This window comes from Enterobacter cloacae complex sp. P17RS (genome assembly GCF_014895885.1).
Lineage (GTDB): Bacteria > Pseudomonadota > Gammaproteobacteria > Enterobacterales > Enterobacteriaceae > Enterobacter > Enterobacter bugandensis.
The window spans coordinates 16,557-29,730 of sequence record NZ_JADBQK010000018.1; the positions used below are offsets into that span (position 1 = coordinate 16,557).

At 57.4% G+C, this 13,174-nt stretch carries 12 protein-coding genes; 8 read left to right on the forward strand and 4 right to left on the reverse strand.

Annotated features, from left to right (window positions below):
- Both IM265_RS22050 and fetA read right to left on the reverse strand, forming a co-directional pair.
- Window positions 1-202: ABC transporter permease (locus tag IM265_RS22050; RefSeq protein ID WP_370625910.1), on the reverse strand; the 202-nt coding region annotated here is incomplete at its 3' end.
- Entirely contained in the window at window positions 195-866 is a 672-nt protein-coding gene (gene fetA / locus IM265_RS14455) for an iron ABC transporter ATP-binding protein FetA (RefSeq protein ID WP_193032192.1), read from the reverse strand. The genes fetA and IM265_RS22050, both read right to left, overlap by 8 nt.
- A 246-nt stretch (window positions 867-1,112) precedes the next feature.
- On the opposite strand from fetA, the gene IM265_RS14460 reads away from it, so the two are divergent.
- From IM265_RS14460 to IM265_RS14470, 3 genes are all read left to right on the forward strand, one after another.
- Window positions 1,113-1,970, forward strand: coding sequence for a hypothetical protein (locus IM265_RS14460; protein ID WP_193032190.1), 858 nt, complete (start codon window positions 1,113-1,115; stop codon window positions 1,968-1,970).
- Between the two features lie 110 nt (window positions 1,971-2,080).
- Window positions 2,081-2,995 (forward strand): SPFH domain-containing protein, encoded by a 915-nt coding sequence (locus IM265_RS14465; protein ID WP_008499312.1) that lies wholly within the window; start codon window positions 2,081-2,083, stop codon window positions 2,993-2,995.
- Window positions 2,992-3,444 carry an NfeD family protein gene (locus IM265_RS14470; RefSeq protein WP_028012207.1) on the forward strand — a complete coding sequence of 151 codons (453 nt, stop codon included), beginning with the start codon at window positions 2,992-2,994 and terminating at the stop codon, window positions 3,442-3,444. Before IM265_RS14465 ends, IM265_RS14470 begins: the two co-directional genes overlap by 4 nt.
- Here the strand turns inward: IM265_RS14470 and cueR are convergent.
- Complete coding sequence (gene cueR / locus IM265_RS14475; protein WP_028012206.1) at window positions 3,441-3,851, reverse strand: Cu(I)-responsive transcriptional regulator; 411 nt, start codon at window positions 3,849-3,851, stop codon at window positions 3,441-3,443. The genes IM265_RS14470 and cueR overlap by 4 nt on opposite strands.
- Window positions 3,852-3,959: 108 nt before the next feature.
- Between cueR and copA the strand changes: the two genes are divergently transcribed.
- The 3 genes from copA (at window position 3,960) to ybaK (ending at window position 7,981) form a co-directional block, all read left to right on the forward strand.
- Complete coding sequence (copA, locus tag IM265_RS14480; protein ID WP_193032188.1) at window positions 3,960-6,458, forward strand: copper-exporting P-type ATPase CopA; 2,499 nt, start codon at window positions 3,960-3,962, stop codon at window positions 6,456-6,458.
- A gap of 50 nt (window positions 6,459-6,508) precedes the next feature.
- On the forward strand, window positions 6,509-7,303 hold the full coding sequence (locus IM265_RS14485) for a TraB/GumN family protein (RefSeq protein WP_193032186.1): 795 nt from the start codon (window positions 6,509-6,511) through the stop codon (window positions 7,301-7,303).
- A gap of 198 nt (window positions 7,304-7,501) precedes the next feature.
- Window positions 7,502-7,981 carry a Cys-tRNA(Pro)/Cys-tRNA(Cys) deacylase YbaK gene (gene ybaK, locus IM265_RS14490; RefSeq protein WP_008499307.1) on the forward strand — a complete coding sequence of 160 codons (480 nt, stop codon included), beginning with the start codon at window positions 7,502-7,504 and terminating at the stop codon, window positions 7,979-7,981.
- 119 nt (window positions 7,982-8,100) lie between these two features.
- Here ybaK and ushA read toward each other — a convergent pair whose 3' ends face one another.
- Window positions 8,101-9,753 (reverse strand): bifunctional UDP-sugar hydrolase/5'-nucleotidase UshA, encoded by a 1,653-nt coding sequence (gene ushA / locus IM265_RS14495; protein WP_028012202.1) that lies wholly within the window; start codon window positions 9,751-9,753, stop codon window positions 8,101-8,103.
- 164 nt (window positions 9,754-9,917) lie between these two features.
- Here ushA and IM265_RS14500 point away from each other — a divergent pair, with 164 nt between their 5' ends.
- Window positions 9,918-11,126, forward strand: a complete 1,209-nt coding sequence (locus tag IM265_RS14500; protein WP_193032184.1) for an MFS transporter — start codon at window positions 9,918-9,920, stop codon at window positions 11,124-11,126.
- Between the two features lie 232 nt (window positions 11,127-11,358).
- Window positions 11,359-13,035, forward strand: coding sequence for a YbaL family putative K(+) efflux transporter (gene ybaL, locus IM265_RS14505; RefSeq protein ID WP_045260697.1), 1,677 nt, complete (start codon window positions 11,359-11,361; stop codon window positions 13,033-13,035).
- Window positions 13,036-13,174: the final 139 nt, after the last annotated feature.

Genomic DNA, 13,174 nt, shown 5'->3' on the forward strand with positions numbered 1-13,174 from the left:
GCAGCGTCAGCACCGCGTGGTTGACGTTGAAAATATACTTCAGCACATAGCCGACGATGACGAGCTGTACCACCGCGCGGCAGATACTCCAGACAATATCTTTTTCCAGGCCCAGCTTTTCCCGGTAGCTGACGACGATAGCAATCAGCACCAGCACCATCGAAAACGCCAGAGATTCATTGGTAATGTTATGCTCACCCACGGTTGGCCTCCTGCATTTTCCCGCCGTGCGGCTGGAGCGTAATCACGTCATCCGCATGGGTAATTTCGTTTGAGTCGTGCGTCACCCACATCACGGCAATATTCTGCTCGCGGGCGTAACGATGAATAATCTCGTTGACGTTGCGTTTGTTGGTATCATCGAGCGCGCTGGTGATCTCATCCAGCAGCAATACCTTCGGTAAGAACTGCAGATTACGGATCAGCGAGACGCGCTGCTTTTCGCCGCCCGAGAGCTCACTGATGGATTTGGTCAGCGTCTCCTCCGCCAGGCCAAAACGGGCCAGATCGTCGATGAATTTTTCCGGCTCCGGCGTTTTATTGCGGATTTGCCACGGAAAAATCAGGTTATCAAAAACCGTGTCGCCAAAAAGCACGGGCGTTTGGACGCAATAAGAGACCTGCTGGCGATAGCTTTCCGGGGAAAGTGACGCAATATCCTGCCCTTCAAACAGAATGGTTCCCTCCGTTGGGCTCAGCAGTGAGGCCACAATCTTCAGTAAGGTGCTTTTACCGCAGCCTGACGGCCCCGTTATCAGCTTGAACTCACCGGGGGAAAGGTTAAACCCGACGTGCTGAAGGATCGTGTTATTTGCGACACGAAAGCCGACGTCCTTTATCTGCAAAACTGCATTTTCGTTGTTCATATTTTTTCCAGTAACTCCTGAGCGTAATTAGCATAATCCGTGCCGCACGTTCGTCACAACGCGTTTTAGCGCCCCCTTTCGCCACCAAGACTTCCGATTGTGTTTACTGTGCATTCATTAGACATGCTTTACACTTTCGCTTTACAGTTTACGCCGTGACCTTAGCGACACTTCCGTATCCCTGGTTTAGAACATTCGTTAAAGTGGTGTTAAGCTCTGCCCGCAACACAATAAGGAAGTACAAGAATGTCTAATATTCACACTTTTTATGAGTTTTCTGAACTTGAACCCGGCGTGAAAACCATCGATCAGCTTCTTGCTGCCATTGCTTCAGAATCCGTTACGGCTTATGTGTTCGGGGGAGAGCTTGTCCGGTTCGTTAAGGGCCTGCTGAAGATGAAGCCGGTCATTCAGCTGAAGAATTGCCGCTTTGCGTTTGATAACGGCACTCGCTTCGTTGAAATCGACGGCAGAGGGAATGTCAAAGAGTTCGAGCCGGGCAAGGTTCCGGCCTGGTTCCAGTCTCCCGGTGAGTTTGCCCGCGGCCAGTGGCTGGTCAACCATGATTTTGCGGACCTGATGACGCCGGAATTTATCCGCGCGTTTATCGAACGCTTCCCGGACGTAAGCAAACGACGCGAACACGCGAACCTGCTGTTCGATCTGCAGCTCAATAATCTGGCGCCCGCGCAGCCCGCGGCGAAAAAGACAGGCAACGTTCAGGGCAAAACGACCAAACCCAAAGTCACCGATCTGCAGTCTTTCGAACTCTTCAGCCAGTTTTATGCGCGTATGAAAACGGCAGTCTGTGCAGACCAGTTCCCGACGCTGCAAATTCTGACGGGACACGACGCCGTCAACGACGCGCCCACCTCTCTGAAGGGCGCGGTTCGCACCTGGTTCAAAGGGATCACCGGTCAGCTTCCGCCGAACAACAAGCGCGTGGGCGCGGGCAATGCGGAACTGTTCTGCGCGCCGATCCGCGAGCAGCTGCGCCAGGTCGAAGAGATTGGGCTGGAGACCTTCTATCACGGCCTGTCGAAAGCCATCGCCGATGCGGGTGACGATGCGCTGATCGCTGACTTTACCTACAGCTACCACTAACGCTCTGCCCCGCCCGTCGGACGGGGCGAATTTTAGCCCATTAGCCGATATACTTACGAATAGCAAACACGCGCTTTTTCTCATCAAAGCATGCAAAACAGGAGGTTTTTATGCTCATCGTTGTTCCCGTCCTTATATTCGTCGCGCTGGTTATCGTGGGCGCAGGTGTCAAAATTGTCCCTCAGGGTTACCAGTGGACCGTCGAGCGCTTTGGCCGCTATACCAACACGCTGCAGCCCGGCCTAAGCCTGATTGTTCCGTTCATGGACCGGATTGGCCGCAAGATCAACATGATGGAGCAGGTGCTGGATATCCCCTCTCAGGAAGTGATCTCCAAAGATAACGCCAACGTTACCATTGATGCCGTCTGCTTTATTCAGGTGATTGATGCGCCGAAAGCGGCCTATGAGGTGAGCAACCTGGAGCTGGCGATCGTCAACCTGACGATGACCAACATCCGTACCGTGCTCGGCTCGATGGAGCTGGACGAAATGCTCTCCCAGCGCGACAGCATCAATACCCGCCTGCTGCACATTGTTGATGAGGCAACGAACCCGTGGGGGATCAAAGTCACCCGTATTGAGATCCGCGACGTGCGCCCACCGGCAGAGCTGATCGCCTCCATGAACGCGCAGATGAAGGCCGAGCGTACCAAGCGTGCCTATATTCTGGAAGCCGAAGGGGTCCGTCAGGCGGAGATCCTCAAAGCGGAAGGGGAAAAACAGTCGCAGATCCTGAAAGCCGAAGGCGACCGTCAGTCCGCGTTCTTACAGGCGGAAGCGCGTGAACGTTCCGCAGAAGCGGAAGCCCGTGCGACACAGATGGTCTCCGAGGCGATTGCCGCCGGTGATATCCAGGCCGTGAACTACTTCGTGGCGCAAAAATATACCGATGCGCTGAAAGAGATCGGCTCCGCGAACAACAGCAAAGTGGTGATGATGCCCCTGGACGCCAGCAGCCTGATGGGCTCTATCGCAGGGATCGCCGAACTGATCAAAGACAGCGGAAACGAGCGTAAAAAATGATTGAGCTCATCGTTGCACATCCTCATGCCTTCTGGCTAAGCCTCGGTGGCTTATTGCTGGCGGCGGAGATGCTTGGCGGCAACGGCTACCTGCTCTGGAGCGGTGTTGCCGCAGTCATTACGGGCCTGCTGGTCTGGATCCTTCCTCTGGGCTGGGCGTGGCAGGGCGCGCTGTTTGCCGTGCTGACGCTGGTTGCCGCCTGGCTGTGGTGGCGCTGGCTTAACCGTCAGGTCAAAGAGCAGAAACCGCTGGACGCGCATCTCAACCAGCGCGGACAGCAGATTGTCGGCAAGCGCTTTACGCTCGACGCCGCGCTGGTGAACGGGCGCGGGCACATGCGCGTGGGCGACAGCTCGTGGCCGGTGGTGGCCGACGACGACCTCAGTGCCGGAACGCAGGTTGAGGTCATTGCGGTGGAAGGGATTACGCTGCGGGTAAAAGCCTGCTAGACGTGGGTTTTGCGATGGCAGCAGCCGGCAAGATTATCAATAATCGGGCAGTCGGCGCTGTCATCACCCGGACAGGATTCCGCCAGCTGCAGCAGCTGTTCGCGCATCGCCTGTAGCTCGATGATGTGGCGCTCGATCTCCGCCACTTTTTCCAGCGTGCGTTTTTTCACGTCCGCGCTGTGGCGCTTCGGATCGTTAAACAGGTTAACCAGCTCGCCGCACTCTTCCAGGTTAAACCCCACCTGTCTTGCCTGGCGCAGCAGCGTCAGCTCATCGAGATGCAGCTGCGTGTAGCTGCGGTAGCCGTTTTCACTGCGCAGCGGTGGCGTTACCAGCCCCTTCTCTTCATAAAAGCGGATCGCCTTGCTGGTTAAGCCGGTTTTTTTTGCCACGTCACTGATATTCACATTTCCCCCTTGACCTTCCCCTTGATGGAAGGTTTAACCTTCATAACAGTTAGCGAAAAGCGTTACTCCGGTCAACAACTGACCAATATATTATACGGGAGTTTTGTTATGTCTCACACTATCGACCTGACGCTGGACGGCCTCTCCTGCGGCCACTGCGTCAAACGCGTTAAAGAAAGCCTGGAACAGCGTCCTGACGTTGAAAGCGCTGAAGTGACTATCGACCATGCCGCCGTGACCGGCAGCGCCAGCGCGGACGCGCTGATTGATACCATTAAACAGGCCGGTTATGGGGCGGAATTAAGCCACCCAAAGGCTAACCCGCTGGCAGAGTCATCATCCCCGTCGGAAGCACTGACAGCGGCCACTCCTGAGCTTCCGGCAGCGGATGATATTGATGACAGCCAACAGCTGCTGATCAACGGCATGAGCTGCGCCAGCTGCGTCTCCCGCGTGCAGAACGCCCTGCAGGCGGTACCGGGCGTCGCACAGGCACGGGTCAACCTTGCGGAGCGTACTGCGCTGGTGATGGGCAGTGCTTCCGCCGCAGATTTAGTGCAGGCCGTGGAAAAAGCGGGCTACGGGGCGGAGGCCATCGAAGATGATGCCGAGCGCCGCGAACGCCAGCAGGAAACGGCTATTGCCACCATGAAGCGCTTCCGCTGGCAGGCGATCGTCGCCCTGCTGGTCGGTATTCCGGTGATGGTGTGGGGCATGATGGGTGACAACATGATGGTCACCGCAGACAACCGCACGCTGTGGCTGGTGATTGGTTTAATTACCCTTGCGGTCATGGTCTTTGCAGGTGGGCATTTTTATACCAGCGCCTGGAAGAGCCTGAAAAACCGCACGGCGACGATGGATACGCTGGTTGCGCTCGGTACCGGCGCGGCGTGGCTTTACTCCATGAGCGTGAACGTCTGGCCCCAGTGGTTCCCGATGGAAGCCCGCCATCTCTATTATGAAGCCAGCGCCATGATTATCGGCCTGATTAACCTGGGCCACATGCTGGAAGCGCGCGCCCGTCAGCGCTCCTCGAAAGCGCTGGAACGCTTGCTCGATTTAACCCCGCCGACGGCCCGCGTGGTCACGGACGATGGGGAAAAAAGCGTCCCGCTGGCTGATGTACAGCCGGGCATGACGCTGCGCCTGACCACCGGCGACCGGGTGCCCGTCGACGGTGAAATCACCCAGGGCGTCGCCTGGCTGGATGAAGCGATGTTGACCGGGGAGCCGATCCCCCAACAAAAATCACAGGGCGATGCGGTTCATGCCGGTACGGTAGTGCAGGACGGCAGCGTGCTGTTCCGCGCCAGTGCCGTCGGTAGCCACACCACGCTGTCGCGTATTATCCGCATGGTCCGCCAGGCCCAGAGCAGCAAGCCGGAGATTGGCCAGCTTGCTGACAAAATCTCGGCCATTTTTGTGCCGGTAGTGGTCGGCATTGCGCTGCTGAGCGCGGCGATCTGGTATTTCTTCGGCCCGGCACCGCAGATTGTCTACACCCTGGTCATCGCCACTACGGTGCTGATCATCGCCTGTCCGTGCGCTCTTGGCCTGGCGACGCCGATGTCAATTATCTCCGGCGTGGGCCGTGCCGCCGAGTTTGGCGTGCTGGTCCGTGATGCGGATGCCCTGCAGCGGGCGAGCACCCTGGATACGATTGTCTTTGATAAAACCGGCACGTTGACCGAGGGCAAACCGCAGGTAGTGGCCGTGAGTACCGCTGGCATTGCGCAAGAGGACGCGCTGCGCCTTGCCGCCGCGCTGGAGCAGGGTTCCAGCCACCCGCTGGCCCGCGCCATTCTCGATAAGGCGAATGCTTCTGCCCTGCCGCAGGTCAGCAATTTCCGTACCCTGCGCGGGCTCGGCGTCAGCGGTGAAGCCGACGGCCACGCGCTGCTGCTGGGTAACCAGGCATTGCTGAATGAAAACGGTGTTGATACGTCCGCGCTGGAAGAAGAGCTGAAAGCGCAGGCGTCTCAAGGCGCCACCCCGGTTCTGCTGGCGGTGGATGGCAAAGCCGCCGCGCTGCTGGCCGTGCGCGATCCGCTTCGCCAGGACAGCGTGGATGCCTTACAGCGCCTGCACCGCGCGGGCTATCGCCTGGTGATGCTGACCGGGGATAACCCGACCACCGCCAACGCCATCGCGAAAGAGGCCGGTATTGATGAGGTGATTGCGGGCGTGCTGCCGGACGGCAAAGCGGACGCCATCAAGAACCTGCAAAGTCAGGGTCGCCAGGTGGCGATGGTGGGCGACGGCATCAACGACGCCCCGGCGCTGGCCCAGGCGGACGTAGGGATAGCCATGGGTGGCGGGAGCGATGTCGCCATTGAAACCGCCGCCATTACGCTGATGCGCCACAGCCTGATGGGCGTTGCCGACGCCCTGGCCATTTCGAAAGCCACGTTGCGCAACATGAAGCAGAACCTGCTGGGGGCGTTCATCTATAACTCGCTCGGTATTCCGGTTGCTGCCGGCATTTTGTGGCCGCTGACCGGCACCCTGCTGAACCCGGTGGTTGCGGGTGCGGCGATGGCACTCTCCTCCATTACCGTGGTGAGCAACGCCAACCGTCTGCTGCGGTTTAAACCGAAGGATTGAACCTTGTTCTTGTACGCGCTAGCATGACCCTTTCCGGTCATGGAGCGCGTATGAGTCTGTATAATCGTATAAAAGCATCGTTTCGCGCCCTCTTCCCCCGCCGCTATGCCTGGCCCGGCCTGGATATTTCGCTTCCCGGCGGGCAACACCTGCACCTGGTCGGCAGCATCCATATGGGCACGCAGGGGATGTCCCCTCTGCCATCCGGTCTGATAAAACGCCTGAAGCGCGCCGACGCGCTGGTCGTCGAGGCCGACATTTCCGGCCACGAGTCGCCGTTTGCCGGGCTTGAAAGCGATCTCCCGCTGGCGGAGCGCCTGAACGACGACCAGCTCGCGGAGCTGAGGCGCGTGGCGGCAGAAACCGGCGTGTCGCTCTCCATGATTGACACCCTGCCGCTGTGGCAAATTGCGATGGTGCTGCAGGCCACGCAGGCGCAGCGTCTGGGCCTGCGCGGTGACTACGGCATTGATTACCAGCTGCTGAACGTGGCGCGGGCGCGCCGTATGCCCATCATCGAGCTGGAAGGGACGGACAGCCAGATTGCGCTCCTGCGCCAGCTTCCTGACGACGGTCTGATGCTGCTGGATGATACCCTGACCCACTGGCACACCAACGCGCGTCTGCTGCAAACCATGATTGGCTGGTGGCTGGATGCGCCGCCCGCGGACGGTAAGCTGGCGCTACCGTCGACGTTCAGTGAATCGCTTTATGATGTGCTGATGAATGCGCGCAACAAAGCCTGGCGAGAGACGCTGCATGCTTTACCTGCGGGGGAGTACGTGGTCGCGGTCGGGGCGCTGCATTTATACGGCGAAGGGAATTTGCCGTCGCTGTTGAAATAAAAAAATGGCCAATATCTCTATTGGCCCGTCAAAGAGGAATTTCATCGTTTTTATTATACCGAAGTGACCTTCGGCTGAGCCGATTGTCGCTCAAAGTGACCATCACTGCCAACACTATTGCGCAAGATGGTGCTATTTTTTAGACAAACGTCAGGCGTATGCTGGCTGCATGAATTGTCTGTCGTAAGAAGGATAGCTATGACTCCCGCCGTTAAATTACTCGAAAAAAACAATATTTCTTTCCGGATCCATACCTACGATCACGATCCGAACGAAACCAACTTTGGTGATGAAGTGGTGCGCAAGCTGGGGCTGAACGCTGACCAGGTCTATAAAACGCTGCTGGTCGCGGTGAATGGCGATATGAAGCATCTCGCCGTGGCGGTAACGCCCGTTGCCGGACAGCTCGATCTCAAAAAGGTAGCGAAAGCGCTGGGGGCGAAAAAGGTGGATATGGCGGACCCGATGGTTGCGCAACGCACCACGGGCTATCTGGTGGGCGGGATCAGCCCGCTCGGACAGAAAAAACGCCTGCCGACGCTGATCGATGCGCCTTCGCAGGAATTTGAGACGATCTATATTTCGGGCGGTAAACGCGGGCTGGATATTGAACTGGCCGCGGGCGATCTGGCGAAAATGCTGGACGCGAAGTTTGCGGATATTGCCCGCCGGGAGTAAAAAAAGCCGGGTGGCGGCTACGAGGTAAAAGCAAAACGGTAACAGGCGTTACCGTTTTTTGTGTTCGCGCCCTCTCCCGGTGGGAGAGGGTTGGAGTGAGGGCATCAGGCCGCACAACACTACTGCCAGCTCACCTCACCTTTCGGCTCATAGGCATTCACGTCAATCGGCGAGTTCTGCTCGATGTACTGCTTCAGTACTTCCGCATCGATAAAACCGGTGTTTACGTAACCCGGTTTATTATCGATGTGCGGATAGCCGTCGCCGCCGGTGGCGTTAAAGCTTAACGTCGCCAGACGGTAGGTTTTCGCAGGGTCTACCGGCTCGCCTTTGATTTTGAGATCGTTGAGCTTGCCGTCCTTCGCCACAAAGCTGACGTTGGCAAACTGCGGATAGGCACCCGAGTCCGGCTTCATCTGCGCCACAGCGGTCAGGTAGTCAACGACCTCTTTCCCGCTCATATCCGCATACACCACCACGTTGCCGAACGGCTGCACCTTCAGCACGTCTTTATAGGTGATGTTTCCGCCTTCGATGGAGTCACGAATGCCGCCGCCGCTCATCACGCCGAAGTCCGCATTCGTGCGCGCCATCTGCGCCGCCAGCACCAGATGGCCCATGTTGGTCTGCACGAAGCGGACTTTACTGCGGTCCCCTTCCAGACGACCGTTCAGCGTGCCGATTTTCACGTCCAGCTGCGCCTTGCCCTTGTTCTGGAACGGCGTCAGCAGGGAGAGCATCTGCTGGTTTTCAGCAATCTCTGGCGTGTAAAGTACACGCTCGCTTTTCCCGTCGGGGTAGGTGACTTTCTTCTTCAGGTTCACCGGGATGAGCTGATAGCGCACCAGCTTCATCTCACCGTTACGAAACTCAAAGTCCGCCCGACCCACGTATTTACCCCACTCGTGGGCCTGCACAATCCAGATCCCGTTCTGACGATCTGGCGCACACGGCGTGCCCGGCACGTAGTCCACCTGCTTTTTGTTCTCCGACGCCATGCACACCGGATCCTGCGAGTGACCGCCCACAATCATCGCCAGCGAGCCCGCTGGCAGGCTGCGCGCCATCTCCACGTCGCCGGGCGCATTGGAGCCGTGCTCGCCGTTATCGTAGTGTCCCATGTGGGTAGTGGCGATAATCACGTCCGGCTTTTCGTTCTGCTGCAGCTCCTGAATCACCAGCTTCGCTTCGTCTGCCGGTTTGCGGAATTCGATATCGGTGAAGAACTCAGGGTTACCGATTTTTGCCGTATCGTCGGTGGTTAAGCCGATGACCGCGATTTTGAGATCCTGACGCTTAAACAGCGCCCACGGTTTAAACAGACGTTCTCCGGTGCTTTTCTGGTAAATATTGGCGGAGAGGAACGGGAATTTGGACCATTTCTCCTGCTGGCGCAGCACGCTCAGCGGATTGTCAAACTCGTGGTTGCCGACGGCCATCGCGTCGTAACCGATTAAATTCATGCCGCGGAAATCGGGTTCAGCATCCTGTAAATCCGATTCCGGCACGCCGGTATTAATATCCCCGCCCGACAGCAGCAACACGCTGCCGCCCTGGGCCGCCACCTCTTTGCGAATGCCGTCCACCAGCGTTTTTTGCGCCGACAGACCATACTCGCCGTATTCACTGCGCCAGAAATGACCGTGATGATCGTTGGTATGCAGAATGGTGATTTTATAGGTTTTATCTTTTTCATACGCCTGCGCGGGCAGGCTTGCCAGGCCCCATGCGGCAATAAGCGCCAGCGCGACGCCCCGCTTCATTAACTTCATCTTCTCTCTCCCTGACCAATAGACAAAGGCAAAAATTACAGTGACTAACAAGAATAGACAAATAAGTTTTCAGAATTGCGACTTTCTTCAAATGTCACGGACGAGTATGTTAGTCGGATAATAATTACTCCCTGCATCTCTAATAACAAATTGACGTGGTATTTATGGCAATCAGTGAATCAACCCAGCCCGCTCCGGGCGCGCCGACGTCGCGCACCTCTTTTAAAGTTTTAGGCGCAATCAGCCTCTCGCACCTGCTCAACGACATGATCCAGTCGTTGATTCTGGCGATCTACCCGCTGCTGCAGTCCGAGTTTTCGTTAACCTTCGTACAGATCGGGATGATCACCCTGACCTTCCAGCTGGCCTCGTCGCTGCTGCAGCCGGTGGTGGGTTACTGGACGGATAAATACCCGATGCCGTGGTCGCTGCCGATAGGCATGTGCTTTACCTTAAGCGGGCTGGTGCTGCTGGCCATGGCAGGCAGTTTTGAAGCGGTTCTGCTCGCCGCCGCGCTGGTGGGAACCGGCTCGTCCGTCTTCCATCCGGAATCGTCCCGCGTGGCGCGTATGGCCTCCGGTGGCCGTCACGGGCTGGCGCAGTCCCTCTTCCAGGTAGGGGGCAACTTCGGTAGCTCCCTCGGCCCGCTGCTGGCGGCGGTGATTATCGCCCCGTATGGCAAAGGCAACGTGGCCTGGTTTGTGCTGGCCGCCCTGCTCGCCATTGTCGTGCTGGCACAGATCAGCCGCTGGTACGCCGCCCAGCATCGCGTGAACAAAGGGAAACCTAAAGCGAAGGTTATCAATCCCCTGCCTCGTAATAAGGTCATTCTTGCGGTCTCCGTGCTGCTGGTGCTGATTTTCTCGAAATACTTCTATATGGCGAGCATCAGCAGCTATTACACCTTTTATCTGATGCAAAAATTCGGATTATCGGTACAAAACGCGCAGTTCCATCTGTTTGCTTTCCTCTTCGCGGTGGCCGCAGGAACGGTCATTGGCGGGCCGGTGGGGGATAAAATTGGCCGTAAATATGTCATTTGGGGCTCTATCCTCGGCGTGGCGCCCTTTACCCTCATTTTGCCGTACGCCAGCCTTGAATGGACGGGGATTTTGACCGTGATTATTGGTTTTATCCTCGCCTCCGCGTTTTCCGCCATTCTGGTCTATGCCCAGGAGCTGCTGCCGGGTCGTATCGGTATGGTTTCCGGACTTTTTTTCGGTTTCGCCTTCGGCATGGGCGGGCTGGGTGCAGCGGTATTAGGGATGGTTGCGGATCACACCAGCATCTTCCTGGTTTATAAAATCTGCGCTTTCCTGCCACTTCTTGGGATGTTGACCATATTCCTGCCTGATAACCGCCACAAAGCGTAAATTACGGGCAGCCAAAGTTTGACTTTGGCTGCCTGACAGCCTGATGCCATAAGGGTTTCTTCTTTCTCCTCTTGCGTAATTTATCAAAATGCGCTTTTTTACGCGCATATTGCTGTTTTATTCAAACTTCAACAATTATTCATAAACATAAGGGTAAAAATTGTCATAAACTATTACCTGGCTTTTTGGTATTCACGCCAAAAATGGAACACTCACCACGAAAGGAGACGGAATGCACCACGCCACACCGCTTATTACCACCATTGTTGGTGGACTTGTGCTCGCTTTTATCCTTGGCATGATTGCCAATAAGCTGCGTATTTCTCCTCTTGTCGGCTATTTGTTAGCGGGTGTACTGGCGGGGCCTTTCACGCCAGGCTTCGTGGCGGATACCAAACTGGCGCCAGAGCTGGCGGAACTGGGCGTGATCCTGCTGATGTTTGGCGTCGGTCTGCATTTTTCGCTGAAGGACCTGATGGCGGTAAAGTCGATCGCCATACCCGGAGCGATCGCCCAGATAGGGGTGGCGACGCTGCTGGGCATGGCGCTTTCGGCAGTGCTGGGCTGGTCGCTGATGACCGGCATCGTCTTTGGGCTGTGCCTCTCCACCGCCAGTACCGTGGTGCTGCTGCGCGCGCTTGAAGAGAGGCAGCTGATAGACAGCCAGCGCGGGCAAATCGCGATTGGCTGGCTGATTGTTGAAGATCTGGTGATGGTGTTGACGCTGGTGCTGCTGCCCGCCGTCGCCGGGATGATGGAAAAAGACAACGTCGGCTTCGCCTCGCTGGCGCTGGATATGAGCATCACCATCGGTAAAGTGGTGGCCTTTATCGCCATCATGATGCTGGTGGGTCGCCGTCTGGTGCCGTGGATCATGTCCCGCAGCGCGGCAACCGGCTCCCGCGAGCTGTTTACCCTCTCCGTGCTGGCGCTGGCGCTGGGCATCGCCTTCGGTGCCGTTGAGCTGTTTGATGTCTCCTTTGCCCTGGGGGCGTTCTTCGCCGGGATGGTGCTGAACGAATCCGAGCTGAGCCACCGTGCGGCGCACGATACCCTGCCGCTGCGCGATGCGTTTGCCGTGTTGTTCTTCGTCTCCGTCGGGATGCTGTTCGATCCGCTGGTGCTGATCCAGCAGCCGCTGGCCGTGCTGGGCACGCTGGCGATCATTATTTTTGGTAAGTCGCTCGCGGCTTTCTTCCTGGTGCGAATGTTCGGCCACTCGCCGCGCACGGCGCTGACCATTGCCGCCAGCCTGGCACAGATTGGCGAGTTCGCCTTTATTCTGGCCGGTCTGGGCATGGCCCTGAACCTGCTGCCACAGGCGGGGCAAAATCTGGTGCTGGCGGGGGCAATCCTCTCCATCATGCTAAACCCGGTATTGTTTGCCCTGCTGGAAAAATACCTCGAGAAGACCGAAACCCTCGAAGAGCAGACGCTGGAAGAGGCAACGGAAGAAGAGAAGCAGATCCCGGTGGATATTTGTAATCACGCCCTGCTGGTGGGCTTTGGCCGCGTCGGCAGCCTGCTCGGCGAGAAGCTGATGGCGCAGGGCATTCCGCTGGTGGTGATTGAGACGTCACGCACCCGCGTGGATGAGCTTCGCGAGCGCGGGATTCGTGCGGTGCTGGGCAATGCGGCGAACGAAGAGATCATGGAGCTGGCGCATCTGGACTGTGCCCGCTGGCTGCTGCTGACCATTCCAAACGGCTATGAAGCGGGTGAGATTGTGGCCTCCGCGCGTGAGAAGTGCCCCGGTATTGAGATCATTGCCCGAGCGCACTATGACGACGAGGTAGAGTACATCACCGAGCGCGGCGCGAATCAGGTGGTGATGGGCGAGCGTGAGATTGCGAACACCATGCTTACGCTGCTGACGAAGCCGCCAGTTGAAGAGGCGGTTACGGGGTAAGTTTGCTGCGGCCTGATGCCCTCACCCTGGCCCTCTCCCATGTACGGTCCGGGGACATAGTGAACACTTGTTCGGGGACATGGTAGACACTTACAACTGAGGCATAAGAACCCGTTTATGGAGTCGCTTATGCCCTGGG